Raw genomic sequence first — 18,514 nt, forward strand, 5'->3', positions numbered from 1 at the left:
GGCCATTGCGGCGCTGCGCGGCCGACTCCCGGGCTGCCGCAGCGCACCGCGCCTCGGCCCCCGCCCTCCCCTCCTTCCGCGCGGCAGAGCCGTGCCGTCCTCTTCATCGTGCTCGGGGCCGGCGCCATGATGTGCTTCGCGGGCATTCTCGTGGCCTACCTGATAGCGGCTCCGGGGGAGCTGGAGAGACCCGCACCACGGCCACGGCCCGCCTCCGTGCCCGTGCCACAGGCGACACGCCCTCTTCCTCCGCCCGCGCCAGAGGTCCCCCCCAAGCCGCCGCCGGAAGCGCCCGAGCCCGCCCCTCGGACCGTGGTGGCGAAGCCCACCCCGCGACTGCCCCAGACGAACGAGGCCTGGGGCGCCCAGCAGCTGGCGCGGCGCCTGAAGGACTACGAGTACTGCGGCCGCGAGGCCATCCTTCGCCAGAAGGACACTCCCCGGCGCTACAAGTTGCGCGCGAAGTTCGGCGCGGACGGTCAGGGCACGGGCGGGCGGGTGGAGCCCGCGGGGGTGGCGATGCTGAACGCGTGCATCAGCAACAAGACGCGCTACGTGTATCTGGGCAAGCCTCCGCAGCCGCGTGACTTCGTGGTGGAGCTCACCCTGTCGTTCGCGCACCTCCGGCCCACTGGCAAGCCGGAGACCCGCGATGACCAGTGGAGCATCCGCGACGACGACGCGTACTGACGGTCCTCCCCTTTCCAGGCGTGAGGGGCGGCACGTCACACCGGGAAGGACAACGTGAACCGTGCGCCGCCGAGTTCCGAGCCAAGCGCGGAGACACTCCCGCCGTGCATCTCCGCGATGCGGCGGACAATCGCGAGGCCGAGCCCGAAGCCAGGGCTCTCCTCCGTACGTTCGTCGTCGAGGCGGTGGAACGGCTCGAAGATCCGCTCCCGCTCCGCGAGCGGAATCCCCGGCCCATCGTCGTCGACGTGGATGTGAATCGCGCGGACCTCCCGCGTCAGGCTGACCTGGACCCGAGACCTCGCGTACCGAAGGGCGTTCAGTATCAAGTTCGACGTCGCGCGCTCGACGAGCCTGGCTTCCACGCGAACGACGAGCGGCTCCGTGCAGGGCACGGGGGCGGAGATCGCCGCTCTGCCAGGCACAATCGTGAGGGTTTCGCAGAGCGCGGCGAGGACCGGGCGCACGTCCACCGCAGCCCCGGCCGGCGCGCGGCGCCCCTTCAACCGCACGTAGGAGAGCAGCTCATCGATGAGCTGATCGAGCTCCTCGAGACTGCGCTCCACCCGCTCGAACGCGTGTTCGCGCTCGTCGGGCTCGACCGCTTCACGCGCGAGCGCGAGGCCGAAGTGCAACCGCTGGGTCGGTGCCCGGAGCTCATGCGACGTGATGTGGAGGAGCTCTTCTCGCATGGCAATCGAGCGCTGGAGGTCTTCGCCCATGTGGTTCAGCGCCGTCGAGAGGGCGCCGATGACGTCGCGTGAGCCGACCACGGCCCGCGCGTCGAGTTCCCCACGTCCGAGCGCCTCGGCCGTTTCCCGGAGGTCCAGGAGCTGTCGGCGGATGGGGCGCAGGAGCGCGAAGACGCCGAGCGAGAGCCCTCCGACGAAGAGGAGGAAGAGCGCGGCGCCGCGCGCGCCACCAGGCGGGAACATGAGGGGCAAGGGCCCCACCCGGAGGACGTGCCCTGTCCCCTCGATGCGAGCATGGAGGACGGACTCGAACACGGGGCCCGACCGCACGACCTCCCCGACGTCGAGGCGTCCGAGCGCGTCGGCGCCGAGCGGTGCGTCCGCCCGGGGGATGATGACGACGGGCACCCCGAAGCGCTTCGACGCTCGCTCGGCGGCCCCCCCGAAGTCGTGGTGCTCGCGGTAGCGCTCCTCGAACATCTCGACCATCAACGCGACAGGCACCGCCAAGGAGGCTTCGATGTTCCGCGCGAGCTGCGCGTCGATGCGAGGGATGACGAACACCTTCGCGGCGAGGCCGGCCAGCAGCACTCCCGCGAAGATGTGGAGATAGACGCGAAGGAAGAGCCTGTCCAAGGGTCAGCTCACGGTGTAGAGGTAACCGACCCTGCGGACCGTCTTGATGGCATCCGCCTCGCCGGAGGCTTCGCGCAGCTTGTGGCGGAGCCGAGAGACCCTGAGGTCCACGGAGCGATCGATGTCGTCCTGCTCCACGCCCCGGAGCCGCTGGTACATGAGCTGCCGGCTCACGACCTGTCCAGCGTGGGCCACGAGCAGGATGAGCACGTCGAGCTCGCCAGACGTCAGCTCGAGCTCCCTCCCCCGCAGCCAGGCCGTTCGCCGCGTGGAGTCCACCGTGAGCTCGCCGACGCGAACGGGCGTGCCCTCCGGCTGGGCGGGCGCGCTCGTGCGGCGCAGGAGCGCGCGCAGCCGCGCGAGGAGCACGCGGGGACGGACCGGCTTCGGCAGGTAGTCGTCGGCGCCGCTCTCCAGACCCACGACCTCGTCCACCTCGGCGCCACGCCCGGTCAGCATGAGAATCGGGCCCGGATAGGCGCCGCGCAGCTCACGGCAGACGGCGAAGCCATCCTTGCCGGGGAGCATCACATCGAGCACCACGAGGTCGGGACGCGTGGCGAGGATCCGCGGCACCGCACGTTCGCCGCTGCCCTCGCTCTCGGCGCTGAACCCGTGCATTCGCAGGTAGTCGGCAATCATTGCCGTGAGCGCCCGGTCATCGTCCACGATGAAGACGCTGGGTGTCGACGTGGATGTCTGACTCTTCTTCTCCATGGGCGCCGGTGCTCCTGGATGGAGCATATCTTTTACGAGCACGTCCGCGTCGGCTCCTTTTGTATCGCTTCGTATCCTCCGTAAAGCCTCGCTGTTGCGTGTGCCATCGTCCCGTGCACCCACAGGAGGGTGCCATGTCAAAGCAAGCCAGTCGTGAGAACGTGATGAGCAGCCCGGCGAAGCCCCAGCCCGCGCCGGAGTGCATACCCACCACGGATGAACTCATCTATGGGGAGACGCTCTACCTCAACAAGGTGCGCGGCGAAGCGCCTCTGTGGCTCTCGGGTGGCCGCAGCGATCTGCAAGCCCAGGTGTACACGCTCGACGGAGAGGGAGGCACGGTGGAGGAGAGCTACCGCTGGACGGTAATGAAGGGGCGCGACACCGTGGGCAGCGGGCCCGTGAACTATGGCGACGCGATCCATCTCAAGGTGGGCGGCAAGGAGCAGCGGTGGCTCTCAGGCGGTCGTGGCAATGACCAGCACCAGGTGTCCACGCGCGACGGCGAGGGCGGCACGGAGGAGGAGTGCTACCGCTGGACCGTGATGCAGGACATCGACACCGTGGGCAGCGGCAGCGTCAAGCGGGGAAACCCCATCTGCCTCAAGGTGGGCGGCAAAGCACAACGGTGGCTCTCGGGCGGCCGCGGCAACGACCAGAAACAGGTGTACACGCTCGACGGCAGGGACGGGAAGGTCAGGGACAGCTACTTCTGGACCTCGGAACCGGTGAGCTACTCCCGCGCTTTCGCGGTCTTCGCCGAGGACTCTCCCGGAACGAAATACATGGAGGTCGGGGGAATGCACACCCGCTTGTTCACCCGCGTGGAGGCGCGCTCGCCGGACAACGCCATCCAGCTCGACCTCGCAACGGGAATCATCACTCTTCCGCCAGGCACGTACCACCTCACCGGGTTCTCGACGGTGGCCTATCTGTATGAGCCCGACGCAGGTGAGGAGAAGGATCTGGATGGGATGATACAGAACAAGAAGTTGGCGAACGGTGGGTACTGCCGGCTCCGGCTCGCCGGAGGCGCCGCGGAGGACACCCCCAACGAGGAGGCCATCGCCGTTGGCAGCATCAGCTCCGCCAACACGATACCCAGTCTCATCGAGACCTATTTCACGACGATGGTCGAAGCACGAATCCTCATGGAGCATCAGTCCGGCAGGACGGACCAGGTCCAGGACATCGTGCTGCGCGCCAATCCGAACGAGTCGCGCTGGCATGTCTTCGCGCGTCTCTGCATCTCTCGCTTGTAGTCCCTGGGATTGGCGTCCCTGACAACCCTCCCCTCCGCTCCGGCACCCACCCCCAACCGGGCCGCCCCTGCGTCCTCTCCGCTCAGTCGTCGAGGTCCTCGCGCTCCAGCGCCCACCACTCCCGGCCCGTGGGCGAGAAGCCGAGGAAGAAGAAGACGTGCTCGCGCGTCGCGGTGAAGAGGTACGGGGTGCCGCCTGTCAGTCCTGGCGCCAGCTCCTGGAGCCGGCGCGTTCCGCGGCGCGTGCCATCGCTCATCCACAGCTCCTGCCCGGTGCGGTCGTCATCCGCGGAGAACAGCAGCGTGCCTCCCACCGGGAACAGCCAGGAGGGAGACCCACTGTACGGACCGGGCGCGAGGTCCTTGAAGAGCCGCGTGCCCGCCTCCGTGCCGTCACTCATCCACAGCTCCCGGCCCGTGGGGCCACCGTCCTGGGCGCTGAAGAAGAGGCGCCCGCCGAAGGCCACCAGGAACTGCGGCGGGTCGAACACCGTGCCGGGCGTGATGTCCCTCACCAGCACGGTGCCCTCTCGGCTGCCGTCCGTCACCCACAGCTCGCGGCCCACGTCGGGGTTGTCCGCGACGAAGAAGACACGCCGGCCCACCACCGTCAGGTCCGTGGGGAAGGAGCTGTCCAGCCCGGGGTAGACATCCGCGAGGAGGAAGGTGCCCTCCGGCGTCGCGTCACTGCGCCATATCTCGTCACCGAGCTCCGAGTACTGGTGGAAGATGAACAGCCCTCCCGCCACGACGGCGTCCGTGAGCATGAGGCTCTCCACTCCAGGCATGAGGTCCAGCGCGACAGTCCCATCAGCCGTGCCGTCCGTGCGCCACAGGTCGAAGCCGGCCACCTCATCCGCGGCCATGAAGTACAGGCGCCCCTCCAGCTCGATGAAGCTCTGGGGAAAGGAGCCCAGGCCGCCGGGCCACAGGTCCCTGACCATCCGCGTACCGGCCGTCGTGCCGTCGGTGCGCCAGAGCTCCGTCCCGTTCACCCCGTCGTCCGCCGCGAAGTAGGCGACGCCGCCGTATACGAACGGGGCTTCGAAGAAACGGCTGCCCTCGGGTCCCTCGCGGATGTCCTTCACCAGCCACGTGCCAGCCGGTGTGCCATCGCTCCGCCACAGCTCGTAGCCGTGGATGCCGTCATCCGCGAAGAAGAGGAGCACCCGACCGAACGGCGTCATGTCCCGGGGCTCGGAGCCGTCGGGCCCCGGGCGGATATCCTCCACCAGCCGGGTGCCCGCCGCCGTGCCGTTCGTCACCCACAGCTCGGCGCCGAAGCTCCGGTCATCCGCCGTGAAGAAGAGTGTGCTGCCCACGCCGACGCTCTCGGTGATGCTGGGGTCGTCCGGTCCGGGGGTGATGTCCTGCACCAGCCGGGCGGGCCCCGCGCCGGGGTCGCTGCTCCTGAGCTCCTGCTCGTTCCCCGGGGCCGCGCCGTCCCCAATCTCCGGGAACACGGCCACGGCGGCAGCCGTCTCCACACTCCCGTACCTGCCGAGCTTCAGGGCCCACAGCTCGGTGCCCCGCCTCGGCTCGGTGGCCGCGAAGAACACGCGTGAGCCCGAGCGCGTGAAGTCATGCGGCGCGCTCGAGAAGGCGCCGGGCACCAGGTCGGCGAGCCGCACCGTCCCCCGGGCCGTGCCGTCGCTGATCCACGGCTCGTGGCCGCGCCCCTGCTCGCGCGCGGTGAAGAAGAGCCGTCCGCCATATGCGGCGAGCTGCGCGATGCTGGACCCGGCGGGGCCCGGCATCACGTCCTTCAGCCGGAAGGTTCCGCGCGCCGAGCCGTCACTGCGCCACAGCTCGTCCCCCGCGTCGGGTGTGTACGCGGAGAAGTACACCGCGCCGCCCAGGGCGGTGAGCGAACGGATGCGCGGGCTGCTCGGGCCAGGGATGAGTTCCCTGACCAGCCGCGTCCCCGCGCTCGTGCCATCGCTGGTCCACAGCTCGGAGCCGAGCCGCCCGTCGTCCGCGCTGAAGAAGAGCCTGCGGCCCACGGTGACGAGCGTGTTCGGGCCGTCGAACGTGAGCAGCGCCGGGACGTCCGCGACGGCCACCGTCCCCTCGGGCGTGCCGTCGCTCTTCCAGAGCGTGAAGAGCCGCGGCACGTCCTGGCGCACGCCGGCCCTGCGCTTCGCTCCGATGATGGGGGACTCGCCGATGATGAAATACAGCAGTCCGTCCGCGACGACCGGGCCCGCCGTATAGACGTCGAACCGGTCGGAGAAGTCGAGCAGCGTGACGACAGCGCCCGTCGTCCCATCCAGCCGCAGGAAGGCGCTGTCCCCGAAGAAGTAGAGCTGGCCGCCCATCGGCACGAGCGCGCTGGGAGGAAAGGCCAGTCCCGTGGGCACCACGCGGGTGGTACCCGGAACGCCCTCGGTCCTCCACAGCTGCGAGACACCGAGCTCCGGCGAGAACGCGGTGAAGTAGAGGACTCCGTCCAATGCGGCCAATGCGAACGGGAACGACGACTCGCTTCCGGCGGCGATGTCCCTCACCAGCCTCGTGCCCGCGCGCGTCCCATCGCTCGTCCACAGCTCCAGGCCATTCGTGCCGTCGTCGGCGGCGAAGTAGACGCGCCGTCCCGCGGTCATGAGCCCTTGCAGGGCTGCGCCTGCCGGGCCGGGCCGGATGTCCTCCACGATGCGCGTCCCGCCGGGCGTGCCATCACTCTTCCACAGCTCGGTGCCGTGCTCGGCGTCGGTGGCGACGAAGAAGAGCGTGCCGTTCACATCCGTCAGCTCGAACGGGCCCGCGCTGAGTCGGCCCGGGACGCTGTCCTCCACCCGGTACGGGAGGCTGGTCGAAGACGTGTTCTGGCCCTCCACGGACGCCTGGAGCTCCAGTGCGGCCTGTTCCCCTTCGGCCTCCTCGCCAGGAACCGACGCCGGGCCACTACAGGCCAGGCCCAGGACGAGGGCCAACGGGGAGATGAGGACTCCAGCAGGCAAGCGCATGAGGCTCCCTTCTCCGCGCATGGACGCGCGCGGAGGTGGTGCCCAAGGTGAGTGCGCCGTCCCGCCGGGACGAGTGCTCTCCCGGCCGTCCCGCGTGTCGACTACTGCCCGAAGTGCCTCCGCCGGTCAGTCGTCGGCGCCGGGCCTCCACCGGAAGTCGTGGTACCAGCTGGCCACATTGACGCTGAGCCCCACCACGGTGGTGTCTTCCTCGTGGGGGAGCGCGTCGCCGCCCAGCTTGAGCGTCCACGTGTGCTGCACGAAGGCCTTCACCCATTTGTAGCCGGCCTTCGCGGTCACCGCGGGCTCGGCGAAGAGCCACACGGGGTCCGTCACCTCGTTGGCCATGAGGAACTCCCGCGAGCGCTCCGTCTCCGTGTAGCCCTCCACGTCCAGCGAGAGGTACTTCACGGCGGACAGGCGCATGGAGCCGCCCAGCTCGAAGTACGGGGTGACGTAGCCCAGGTTGGGCTGTACGAAGGCGCGCACGCCGCGCGCCGTGAAGCCGACGTCCCGCAAGGCACCGCTCCCCGCGTCGAGCTGATCGCTGGCGGTGGACTGCCCATAGCCCACGCCGCCGTAGGCTTCCCACACCGCATTCTCCAGGAAGCTGCCGTAGAGGCCGCCTCCCACCTCCGCGAGCAACCCGCGCGCGTCCCGCCGTCCCTCCTCGTAGGACTCGTAGTAGCCGTTGGCCAGGAGCCCCACGCCCGCTCGTGGCGACCAGGCCACCTGCACATTGCTCGGACTGAGGCTGCCCTTCAGCTCTCCCTGCTCACGCAGCAGCGGAGCACTGACCTGACTCGACTTGTACAGCGTGGTGGTGCAGCCGGTGGACACGAGCGTGACGACCCCTGCGATGACGCTGGCGCGACCCAGGTTCATGACCGCCTCCTGAGGAGCGAACACAGCAATGGGTATGCCCGCTTCCTTCCGCCCCCAGACGCACTGCGCCGTAGAGGGACGCGCGGCCCCTGACACCACGGCCACCGTGCGCCCCGGGCGCGAAGCCCGGGACGCGGTGCGAAGCACGAGATGCAGCTGTCATCGGGTGGCGATGTGCGCCCCCGGAGCAGGGAATTTCTTCAGGGGGCGGTACGCACCGCGGCGCTACCGGGCGAGGGACTCGACCTCGCCGGGGCTCAGCTCGATCTGGGCCTCCGAGCCGGACCAGACGAACGGAATGCCCGGCTGGCGGTAGAGCGAGGCGGGAATGTCCCGGGCGAGCCGCGCGTGGAGCTCGGGGAGCTGGGACCAGTGCAGGCCGTGCCGCGCGTGGTGGGCGGTGTGGTAGCCCAGGTTGCCCGTCACGAAGTTGTAGCCGCGATGCACGATGTTGTACGAGGCGAGCGCGTGCTCCGCCGCGTCGAGTCCCGCGTGGTGGAAGTACGTGGCCCAGACCGTCACGTAGAGGGACACGCACATGGGCAGCAGGAACACCCAGAGCGCGTTGTACCAGTCATGCCAGAAGAGCAGGCCGAGCAGCGCCACCTGCAGCGCGCCCATGCCCAGGAAGATGCGGAGCACCCGAGGGTGCTGCAGGCCCACGCGGAAGGCGCGGGGGTAGGCCACGAGCGCCGTGATGACGGAGAACTCCGTCTCGCCCATCGTCGTCCCATCCGGGCGCTTCCAGCGGGCCTCGTCCTTGTCCTGGTCCAGGTAGTTGCGGTGGTGGCCGAGCACGTGGTGCAGGAACCAGGCATGGGACGTCGCCCCGGTCTGGAACCCGAACACAACCTCCAGGAGGCGGTTGGGTAGCGCGTGGCGGAACATCGACACGTGCTGGTGGTGGTGGTTCCACGCGCAGATCCACCCCTTGGGAATCGCCCACAGCACGAGCCACAGGATGGGGAGCCACCAGCTTCGCGCCGTGAAGTACACGGTGAGGTCCAGCGCGAACACGGTGAAGAACAGCAGGACGGGGATGCGGTCTCGGGAGTTGCGGAACAGGGTCATGCGCTCTTCAGGTCAGTGGATGGACGGGCTGCGATGGAAGGTTGGCTGTGTCGGGAGGGGCGGGTTCGGAACCTCCCGATGACGCCCTTCGGAAGGACCACGCCGAAGAAGAAGCCCTCCTCGAAGGGCTCCGTCGAGTCGACCTGGACCTGGGTGCGGGAGGCGATGGTCATCAGCGCCGTCCGCAGGTACACCATGGCGAAGTCTCCGGCCACGCAGGCCCGGGGGCCACGTCCGAAGGGAAAGAAGTGGCCGCTGCCCAGCGGGTCCCTGGCGGCGCCACCGTCCAGCCAGCGCGCCGGCTCGAAGACCTCGGGATTCACCCAGTGGGACGGGTCCCGGTGCAGGTGCTGGTTGGAGATCATCAGCGTCGTGCCCGCGGGCCACGTCACCCCCGCGAGCTGCGTGTCGGAAGACGGCGTGCGGAGGAAGATGCGGACCGCCGGCAGGATTCTCAGGGCCTCGTAGGCGACGGCCTCGGACCACGGCGCGCCGCGCAGCCGCTCGAGCGTCAGCGGTGCGTCCGCCAGCGAGGCGGCCTCGGCCGCCAGCCGTGCCTCCGCCTCCGGGTACTTCCCCAGCTGGTGGAAGGCGCCGACCAGGGTGGTGCTGGAGGAGAAGACGCCTCCGAAGAAGAAGCCGCCGAGCAGGTGGGCATGCACCGTGTCGTCGAGCTCCGGCATCTCCCGCAGCGTCCACGACATCAGGTCCACGCGCTGGGGGCTCGGAGCCGCGCGCGCCGCGCGGACCTTCTCGGAAAAGAGCCCGTAGAAGCGCGCCTTCGCCTCCGCGAAGCCGCTGGGGGGCGAGATGAACTTCAGCGGCAGCTTCGCCTGGATGCGCGCGTCCGCGGCCTTGGCCAGCAGCATGAAGTCGTCGTAGACGGAGCCGGGCAGCTTCTCGCCCACGGTGGCCACGCAGAAGGCGTCGAACGTCAGCCGGCGCAGCGTGGGCGTGAGGTCGAGGGAAGGCTCGCGCAGGAGGGCGTCCACCGACTCGGACACCGCGGCCTGCAGCGGTGCCACCTGGGCGGCCTGCCAGTCCCGGGTCCACGGCTGTGCCAGCGGGTCCATGCCGTGCTTGCGCGACCAGTCCTCACCCTGCTTCGCGATGAAGGGCGTGTCGTCCGTGGTGGAGTGGCGGATCTGCTCGCCGATGTTGCCCTTCTCGAACTCCAGCCGGCGCGTCTCGAGCACCTCCTCGATGAGCGCGGAGTCATTGAGCACCAGCGCGGGGCTGGGCCCCATCCAGATGAGGGTGAGGCCCCCGTACGTCCGCCCGTAGCGCGCGCAGACGTCCCACGGCGGGGGCCCGAGGAAGTCGCCGAGGTTGCCGAGGATGCCGGGCGCGGGCCCGGGCAGGCCCGCGTAGGCCTTGCGCCGGGCGCCGAAGAACAGGTTGAACAGGCCGCGGGAGAGCAGGTTTGGCAAGGGGGGAGCGCCTCCGGGGCGCCTCAGACGGTGATGCCGCAGGGAACCCGGTCGGGCCGCAGGACGGTATAGGGGACCTCGACCCTGGCGTTGCGAGCCTTCACCACCTCCAGCTGCGCGCGCAGCCGGTCCTGGAACCGTTCGCGGATGGCCGCGAGCTCCGGCTCCCGGAAGTAGTCCTCGCGCCAGCCGCTCTCGTGGAGGAGGTACTCCTCGTCATCACCGAAGCTGGACAGCGCCCGGCCGACGGCGACCTGCCAGAGCATCTGGGACTTGCTGGGAATCATCGCGGCGATGTCGTCCGGACCGATGACGCCCTTCTGCCTCGGCGGCTCCCGGCGCACGCAGAGCGGCGCGTTGGGCACGAAGGCGTAGTGCTCGTACTGGAGGTAGTTCACGGCGGCGTGCTGGACGCTGACCGTGAACAGGAGCGTGGTCAGGATGTCCACGAGGTCATCGACGCGCTGGAGCTCCCGGCACGGCAGCTTGTCGACGGGCAGCCCGTGCTCGGTGAGGTCGGTCCACCAGCGCTGAAGCTCCGCGTCGGCCGCGAGGTCGGCGTCGGACCGGTAGAAGTGCCGGAGCACGCCGCCGACGTACTCCTCGAAGGCGTCCCACAGCGGCAGGGCGTCGTCGCGGTAGGGGTAATAAGGAAGGACGGCGGGGTCGAGGACGCCGCGGCCCTCGAAGTCCGGGCGCGGCTTGTTGTCGGACAGCTTCCAGCGCTGGAAGCCCTTCCTGCCCAGCTGCAGGTGCCCCTTGTCCGGGCCGCCGGTGGCGATGAAGTCGTCGAAGACGCCGCCCTCGTCGAGCAGGCCCTTTCGCGCGCCCTCGTTGATGGCGAGCGTGTAGCGGAAGTGGCGGCGGAGCAGCTTGTAGACGGGGTGCGGGTCCGGGAGGTTGCGCATCGTCGCCATGACGAAGGGCTCCGCCACGAAGTGGGTCCGCAGCGCGTGCCCCACCATCTGGTGGGTGTTCCCCTCGCTGCAACGCACGAAGACCTTCGCCGCCAGCCAGTCATAGTCGTTGTCGTTGGGCGTGAAGACCGGGTCCTTCTCCGCGTCCCGCCCGAGCTGGATGGCGAGGGGCCTCAACTGGCGCGTGTCGTCCAGGTACAGCAGGCACCGGGACGCAGGCGCCCAGCGCCGCTCCTCGACGCCGTCCTCGCCGACCTTCCGGAACATGCGGATGTCGTCGAGGATTTCGAAGTCGAGCAGGAAGATGCGCTTCGCCTCGAAGGCGCGCGCCAGCGTGTCGCCCGGCGACAGCAGGCCGTGGACGTCCGCATCCGACAGCGGCATGCCCGCGGGCAGCCGGGCGATGCTCTGGATGTGGAGGGGATTGATGCCCTGGACGGCCTGCCGCGCGAACTCCAGGTCGTCCTTCCAGCGCGGGGCGAGCTGGGGCATCTCGATGCCCTTGAAGAAGTCGAAGATGTCGACGAGCCCGTTCCACGCCTTGGACAGCACGGGCAGGTGCAGCTTGATGGAGGCCAGCGTCTTGGCGATGACGACCTCGTAGCTGCCCTCGGTCAGGCCCCGGTACAGCTCGTCCTTCGGCAGCGGCCGCTCCTTGCTGATGTCGAGCGCGCCGGGAAGCCCGGCGGTGGCCTCGGCGGGACGCCAGACATATATGCGCTGGCGGAGCTGGAGCTGCTCGTGGCGGGCCCGGGCCTCGCGCTCGTTCTTCACCTGCTGCGGCAGCCGCGCCGAGCCCTCCAGGACCTCCGTCGTCGAGCCCCCCAGCACCCACCGGTAGAAGGGGAAGAACCAGCTCCTCCCGCCCGACGTCACCCAGACGGTGTCGAGCAGCCAGTCCCCCGCGACGCCCCCCGCGTTGCTGAACCGCAGCAGCACCAGCTCGCCCACGTCCTCCGTCGAGAGGGCGTAGATGTCCTCGGCGCCAGCCTCGAAGTCGTTGTGGAAGCGCTTGTCCAGTACGTGCGGCCCGCTCTCGCCCCGCGTGCCGACCAGGACGACGGAGATGGCGGAGTCCGTCCCCGCCCCCAGCCGCGAGCTCGTGCGAATCGTGAGCTTGTACTCGACAGTCATTGAGCCCTCCTGCGAACGGGCCAGACGGTAGGACGCGGAAAGCGGACACTGCAAGCCGTGGTATTCTCACACGAAAATGCTTACAGCGCTGCGACGCCTGAGGGTGTCCCTGGGGTTCGGGAAACGGGGGGACGGCAACGAGGTCCTCGAGCCGGAAGAGCTTGCCCGGTGGTACTCGGGGCTGGCGCTCGAGGAGCGGCTGGCCATCAGCCGGGAGCTGGCTCCCCTCGTCCGGGCGCCGGGTGCCAGGCGAGAGCCCGCGAGCCTTCCCGCCGTCGCGGTGGGGCGCATCGTCTTCCAGCAGGACGGCCCCCAAGGCCCCATTCCCTTGCATCACCTCAAGGTCGAGCTCTGGGACAGGGACTTCGGCGCTCCCGACGACCTGCTCGGGGAGGGCTTCACGGACAGCGCGGGCGCGTTCTCCATCCGCTATGACCCGGCGGATGCGGGCTCGGGAGACCTGCCCGACCTGGAGGTCCGCTTCTTCGAGCCCCAGCACACCTTCCGAGAGGATGGCCGGGTGGTGGAGACCTGGCGGCGCATCGGCTCGGAGCATGGGCCGGACGACCATGGTGGGCTCCACCACGACTTCGGCACGCTCCGGCTGCCCTACTGGGAGTATGACCCGGGAACGTCCCTGGCCCGGTTGCTCGTGACGGAGGAAGGGACGCCACCAACGGCCTATGCCCCGGGGCGTGCGCTGGCGATGTTGAAGGCCGTCGCCCCCATCGAGCTCGTCAAACGACAGCACCTGCTCCAGAGCCGAGTGGGACACGCGCCGGGCCTGGAGCGCATCCAGGCCGACTACCCGGAGTCGATGACGGTGCGGATGGAGCGGGAGTCGCCCGGCTCCACCCGGAGTGATGCCTTCTTCGGGGAGCGCCTGCTCAACGGCATGTTCTCCACCCTCCTGGACAGAGACCCGGAGCACCCCGGAGATGCCCAGGCCTTCCGGCTCTACCTCCCCTGGAACGCGTACGAGCAGGATGGCATCCACTGCCTGCCGGACGTGGACGTGAGGCTGCGGCTGGTGGAAGGCCGGCTGCTGCCCGTGCGCATCATCCTGGGGATGCGCGAGCCCGGAGCGACGGCGCCCGGCTCACCCGTGACGCGCCGGAGCTTCACGCCCGCGGATGGCGCGGACTGGGACGCCGCCAAGCGGATGGCCCGGGTGGGCGCGACGCTGGACACCGAGCTGGGCAACCACCTGGGACAGTGCCACTTCAACGTCGAGCAGTACGCCATCGCGGCCCAGCGGAACCTGCGCCACAGTCCCCTGCGCTGGCTGCTGATGCCCCACCTGCGGGAGGTGGTGCTCATCAACCATGCGGCCAACGGGTTCCTCGTCGGGCCGTCGGGTTACATCACCCGCGCCAGTGCGCTGACCGAGCGGGCCATCGAGACGCGGCTGCAGCACCTGCTGGGCAGCTACGACTGGCGGGGCTTCACGCCCGCGCCGCCCGTATGCGAGGGGCACCGCTATGCCCGGGCCGCGGGCCTGTTCTGGAAGCTGCTCGGCGAGCACGTCGACGCCTTCTTCGCGGAGCACGGCGCGGAGTTGGAGGCACAGTGGCTCGAGGTCCGCTGCTTCTCGGACGACCTCGTCGCCCACTCCGCGCCCGCCTTCATCTGCCGCTACCTCCGGGCGACGGTGCCGGGGAAGGACGCACCCTGGTTCGTTCGCTCGGAGCGCATGGACCTGGATGAGAAGGCCGTGGAGCCGCCGCCGAAGGCGGTCAGCCCGGTGACCCGGACGGACGCGCCCCAGCCCGGAGAGGTGGACGCGCTCAAGCAGCTCTGCCGCTACGTCATCTACTTCGCGACCTTCCGGCACGCGTGGGCCAACAACCTCCAGTGGGAGGATGCTGGCGAGGTGCTGTACACGTGCCTGGGGCTGCGCTGGGGGAAGGGCGGAGCGCTCTCGACGGAGGCGGACCTGGACGTCGCCCCTCCGCCCGACGTGGCCACGGAGATGCTGTGGATCTCCTGGATGCTGTCCAAGACGAACTACGGCCTCCTGCTGGCCAATGAGGAAGCCGACGTGCACCCACGGTTCGTGGAGCTGTTGCGCACCCATGCCGCCGAGTTCGCGGCGCTGGGACTGGACATCCGGACGGTCAGCTCCCGCATCAACATCTAGGAACCGGGGCACGGCGAGCCCTCGTTTCCGCCGATCCAGCCTGAATCCCCGCCCTCCCATTCCTCGGAGTCCCGACGCATCTTCGAGTCCTGTCGCCCGCATCCCCCAGGCCGCCCGAGGACACGTCATGGCTCACGAACACCCCAACCCCTCCGCCCACCACCACCTCGTGACGGGCTTTGGCGCCGACCGCGCCGCCCACTACGACGCCCAGGCGTCCGTCAACCTCGCCGGGACCCAGGCGATGTACGAGCTCGGCGTCAGCGCACTGACCGCCCAGCTCGACGGCCAGGACACGGCGTCGCTGCTCTTCGTGGGACTGGGCACGGGCGCGGAGCTGATGCCCTACACCCGCTTCGACGTGCCGGGCTGGCGCTTCACGGGCGTGGAGCCCTCCGACGCCATGCTCGCCGTCGCCCGCAAGCGCCTGGAGGCCGAGGGAATGCTCTCGCGCACGCACCTGCACGTGGGCGAGCTGCACACCCTGCCCCCCGGCCCCCCGTTCGACGGCGCGCAGATGATGGGAGTCCTCCACCATGTGGAGGGCGAGGAGGCCCGCCTCGCGCTGCTGCGAGAGGTGACCCGGCGGCTCAAGCCCGGAGCGCCGCTCGTCCTGGGCTGCCGCATCGGCAATGACCCCGAGCTGACGAACGTGGAGCTGCGGCGGCTGCGGGCGTATGGAATCACCCCGGAGCAGCTGGAGCATCGGCGCCAGCGCTACGCGGAGCTGCGCCCCATCGAGTCCGATGCCGCCCTGTTCGCGATGTTCGCCCGGACCGGGCTGGTGACGCCGCGTCCCATCTTCGTCTCGCTGCAGTTCAAGGTCTTCCTCGCGCGCTTCGAGCCCGGAGCCGCGGGCTGACACGCCGACACCGCGTCCCAGGGCTTCTCGCGGTAATGTCCCCCGAGCGCCGGGGTGCACGTGCGCACCGGGCGCTGAGAACACCCCAGGGGGCCGAAGACCATGGCGACGAATCCTAGAGGGCCGAAGCAGCCCATCGACGCATACCTGGCGGGGATTGAAAACCCGTCTGCGAAGAAGACGCTGGGGGCGCTGCGCCTGCAGCTCCGCAAGCTGCTTCCGGGAGCGGAGGAGACCATCAGCTACCGGATGCCCGCCTTCAAGGTCGATGGGGAGACCGTGGCTGGCTTCGCCTTCTTCAAGACCCACTGCGGCTTCTACCCCTTCAGCGGCAACGTGGTGCCGGCGTTGAAGGCGCAGCTGGACGGCTACACCACGTCGAAGAGCGGCATCACCTTCCCTCCCGACAAGCCGCTCCCCGCGAAGCTGGTGAAGACGCTGGTGCAGGCGCGGCTCGCGGAGATTGCCGCGAGCGCGAAGAAGCCCTCGGCCGCGAAGAAGAAGGCAGCCGCGAAGAAGGCCCTCATCACCGACCGTGTAACGGACAGCGCCGTGAAGGAGGCCACCGGACGGGACTGGAAGGCGTGGATGCGCGCGCTGGACGCGGCGGGGGCCGGCGAGCTGAACCACAAGCAGCTCGTCGCGCACCTGGCGCGAGAGGTGGAGTCCACGTGGTGGCAGCAGTCCATCTCCGTGGCGTACGAGCAGGCCCGCGGCAAGCGGGTCGTCGGCGAGACGGCGACCACGGGCTTCCAGGTGGGCGTGGTGCGCACGCTGCCGATGAGTGCGTCAAAGATGTGGGAGCGGGTTGCGACCCAGGCGGAGGACTGGCTCGGTGCCGGCGCGAAGCTGACGCTCGAGCCGGGGGCGGGCTACGAGGTGCCCAAGCGCCGTGGAGTCCCCGGCGTGCGTGGCGAGGTCCGGGTGGTGAAGCCCGGCCAGCGCATCCGCATGACCTGGCAGCCGGACGGCTGGAAGAAACCCGCGACGCTGCAGCTCACGCTGATGCCGAAGACGCGAGGCGTCGCCGTCCACGTCCACATGGAGAAGCTGCCGGACGCGGAGACTCGCGAGGCGATGCGCGAGCACTGGTCCAGGGTGCTCGCGGGCCTCGCGGAGGAGTGACGACGGAGTGGCGCTAGCCCGGTCGGAAGCGGCGCTCGATACGTGAGCGCAGCAGCGCCACCAGCTCCTGCTCGCCCTCCGCCAGCGCGGACGCGAGCGAGTCCCGGCCCGCCTTGCGGATGCCGAGCGTCAGCACGGGCGCCTCGACCCGGGACTCGTCCTTCAGCGCGCGGGCCCCCGCCTTCACCACCAGGTCCGCGGGCTCCGCCGCGATGCCGTACGGCTTGAGGTACAGGTCCGTGAACAGCTGCTTGAGCGCGCCCACCGTCAGCGCCTCGCGCGACACGGGCAGGAGCTGGAAGGCGATGCCCTTGCCCGCGAGCTTCACCACCACCTCGTCGACGAGGCCGACCTTCAGGGCGAAGGGCAGGAGCGCCTCCTGGCCCTCGGACCAGTTGAAGAGGAAGTAGCTCTTGGCGACGTGGCCGCAGGCCGGGCACACCAGGCCGTTGAGCTCATCCAGGCCCCGGGTCCGCAGCAGGTGGACGAGAAAGACAGCCGCGCCACAGCCCTTGCACTGCTCGCGCGGGCCGAGGTGCGCGAGCACCCGCTGCGCCAGCAGCGCGACGGTGTGGCGCTCGAGGGCGATGGGCACTCCGGCGAGCAGCTCGACGGACTTGAGCTGGAGGCCGAAGCGCACCTTGCCACCCTGGAAGCGGAGCCCGAGCTCCAGGGGAGGTGGCAGCCGCGTGATCAGCTCCTCGAAGGACGGGGCCTCCGGCCACGCCGCGGCCATGGCGGCATAGCGCTCGGTCCAGCCCTCCCGGTTCGAGAGCGCATCGGGCGGACGCCCCGCGCGCTCGACGAAGAAGGCCATCAACACCAGCGTGGCCTCCCAGGGAGCCCGCTCCGCCGCCTCCTCCAGCGTCTGCGCGAGCGCGCGGGCCTCGGATGAGGCCCGTCGGCGCTCCAGGCGCTCCGCGCCCTTGCGCACGAGGGGGCTCTCGAGGATGGGGTCGAAGGTGCGCAGCGCCCCTTCGGGTTTCGCTTCGGTGAGCGAGTCCTTCAACGTGGTCAGCTCCCGGGCCGCCCGGTCGAGTCGGCCCATGCGCGCCAGGGCGTCGCGCATCGTGCGCTCGGCGTCCTCGGCGAGCTCGGTGAGGGTCTCCTGGAAGTAGTCGCGGCCCTGCGCCTGGCGCCCCTGCCATTCGGCACGGAGCCGGAAGGTGGACGTCGCCCGCAGGCGGTCGAGCTCCGTGAGCAGCGAGCGGCGCACCGGGGTCAGGGAGGCGATGCGCTTCTCCACGTGCGCGAGCCGCTCGTCCACGGACACCGTCGCGTCGAGCAGCTCGCCCTGGTCCACACGGAGGAGGAAGACCTCCAGCAGGGTCCGGTCCGCCCGCTCGAAGGCGAGGTTGACCTGGATCATCAGCTGGTGGAGCCGCTCGCGCTCCTCCTCCGTCCTGGCGAGGTCCGGGTGGAGCAGTCGCGCGAGCTTGCGATAGAGCCGCTTGAGGGTCTGCGCCTCGGACGCGACGTCGGGAGGCGGCGAGAGCGGCTCGGACACGTCATCGTCGAGCGCGGCGCCGGGCGTCCAGGGACGCTCGCCATCCTCCCCTTCCCCGCCGACCCGGCGCGACCGCGCGGACTTCCTGCTCGACTTGCGGCCGGACGCCTTCGGTGTCGGAGCGCGCAGCTCCGCGTCGAGCCGCGCCAGCTCGTCCTGGAGCGCCTGGAGCCGCCGGACCAGGCGCTCACGCCGCTCGAGCGGGGCGAAGGCGCTCGACAGCTCACGCTCGTAGAGAGCGGAGAAGGTGGCCAGCTCCGAGGCGAGCGTCTCCACCTCCAGGTCGAGCGTGGAGATCTCGTCGAGCAATGCCCGGAGCCGCCGCTCGGCATCGGCGACGGCACCATCGGAATCGGTCTGGGTGCGCGCGAGGGCGCCGGAGTGCGCCAGCGCGTCGGAAGCGCTCATCCCCGTTGCTTCTACCACCAGCTTCCCCGGCATGCCTCCGTGCCAGCCTGCCTACCCACCGAGCGGGCCGCGC

General features: G+C 70.0%; 13 protein-coding genes. 5 read left to right on the forward strand and 8 right to left on the reverse strand.

Annotation, left to right across the window (positions count from 1 at the left end; translation table 11 throughout):
• Nucleotides 1-312: 312 nt before the first annotated feature.
• Nucleotides 313-690, forward strand: coding sequence for a hypothetical protein (locus ACX9TP_RS25805; RefSeq protein ID WP_482973269.1), 378 nt, complete (start codon nt 313-315; stop codon nt 688-690).
• A gap of 35 nt (nt 691-725) precedes the next feature.
• Here the strand turns inward: ACX9TP_RS25805 and ACX9TP_RS25810 are convergent, their stop codons facing one another.
• Together ACX9TP_RS25810 and ACX9TP_RS25815 are read right to left on the reverse strand one after the other, a co-directional pair.
• Nucleotides 726-2,018, reverse strand: a complete 1,293-nt coding sequence (locus ACX9TP_RS25810; RefSeq protein WP_482973270.1) for an ATP-binding protein — start codon at nt 2,016-2,018, stop codon at nt 726-728.
• 3 nt (nt 2,019-2,021) lie between these two features.
• The gene (locus tag ACX9TP_RS25815; protein WP_482973271.1) at nt 2,022-2,735 is read right to left on the reverse strand and encodes a response regulator; all 714 of its coding nucleotides are present in this window, start codon (nt 2,733-2,735) and stop codon (nt 2,022-2,024) included.
• A gap of 134 nt (nt 2,736-2,869) precedes the next feature.
• Here ACX9TP_RS25815 and ACX9TP_RS25820 point away from each other — a divergent pair, with 134 nt between their 5' ends.
• Nucleotides 2,870-3,997 carry a hypothetical protein gene (locus ACX9TP_RS25820; RefSeq protein WP_482973272.1) on the forward strand — a complete coding sequence of 376 codons (1,128 nt, stop codon included), beginning with the start codon at nt 2,870-2,872 and terminating at the stop codon, nt 3,995-3,997.
• Between the two features lie 82 nt (nt 3,998-4,079).
• On the opposite strand, the gene ACX9TP_RS25825 is transcribed toward ACX9TP_RS25820, so the two are convergent.
• The 5 genes from ACX9TP_RS25825 to ACX9TP_RS25845 all read right to left on the reverse strand — a co-directional run bounded on the left by ACX9TP_RS25825 (nt 4,080) and on the right by ACX9TP_RS25845 (nt 12,399).
• On the reverse strand, nt 4,080-6,962 hold the full coding sequence (locus tag ACX9TP_RS25825; protein WP_482973273.1) for an ELWxxDGT repeat protein: 2,883 nt from the start codon (nt 6,960-6,962) through the stop codon (nt 4,080-4,082).
• Nucleotides 6,963-7,088: 126 nt separating this feature from the next.
• Nucleotides 7,089-7,847 (reverse strand): hypothetical protein, encoded by a 759-nt coding sequence (locus ACX9TP_RS25830; RefSeq protein ID WP_482973274.1) that lies wholly within the window; start codon nt 7,845-7,847, stop codon nt 7,089-7,091.
• A 225-nt stretch (nt 7,848-8,072) separates the two neighbouring features.
• On the reverse strand, nt 8,073-8,918 hold the full coding sequence (locus tag ACX9TP_RS25835) for a fatty acid desaturase family protein (RefSeq protein WP_482973275.1): 846 nt from the start codon (nt 8,916-8,918) through the stop codon (nt 8,073-8,075).
• On the reverse strand, nt 8,915-10,348 hold the full coding sequence (locus tag ACX9TP_RS25840; RefSeq protein WP_482973276.1) for a cytochrome P450: 1,434 nt from the start codon (nt 10,346-10,348) through the stop codon (nt 8,915-8,917). The genes ACX9TP_RS25835 and ACX9TP_RS25840 overlap by 4 nt, the downstream gene beginning before the upstream one ends.
• Before the next feature lie 23 nt (nt 10,349-10,371).
• Entirely contained in the window at nt 10,372-12,399 is a 2,028-nt protein-coding gene (locus ACX9TP_RS25845) for a lipoxygenase family protein (protein WP_482973277.1), read from the reverse strand.
• Between the two features lie 103 nt (nt 12,400-12,502).
• Here ACX9TP_RS25845 and ACX9TP_RS25850 point away from each other — a divergent pair, with 103 nt between their 5' ends.
• From ACX9TP_RS25850 to ACX9TP_RS25860, 3 genes are all read left to right on the forward strand, one after another.
• Entirely contained in the window at nt 12,503-14,539 is a 2,037-nt protein-coding gene (locus tag ACX9TP_RS25850) for a lipoxygenase family protein (RefSeq protein ID WP_482973278.1), read from the forward strand.
• Nucleotides 14,540-14,666: 127 nt separating this feature from the next.
• Nucleotides 14,667-15,401 carry a class I SAM-dependent methyltransferase gene (locus ACX9TP_RS25855; RefSeq protein WP_482973279.1) on the forward strand — a complete coding sequence of 245 codons (735 nt, stop codon included), beginning with the start codon at nt 14,667-14,669 and terminating at the stop codon, nt 15,399-15,401.
• 102 nt (nt 15,402-15,503) lie between these two features.
• On the forward strand, nt 15,504-16,526 hold the full coding sequence (locus ACX9TP_RS25860; protein ID WP_482973280.1) for a DUF1801 domain-containing protein: 1,023 nt from the start codon (nt 15,504-15,506) through the stop codon (nt 16,524-16,526).
• 13 nt (nt 16,527-16,539) lie between these two features.
• On the opposite strand, the gene ACX9TP_RS25865 is transcribed toward ACX9TP_RS25860, so the two are convergent.
• On the reverse strand, nt 16,540-18,441 hold the full coding sequence (locus tag ACX9TP_RS25865) for a molecular chaperone DnaJ (protein WP_482973281.1): 1,902 nt from the start codon (nt 18,439-18,441) through the stop codon (nt 16,540-16,542).
• Nucleotides 18,442-18,514: the final 73 nt, after the last annotated feature.

It is taken from the genome of Pyxidicoccus sp. M15 (assembly GCF_056858435.1).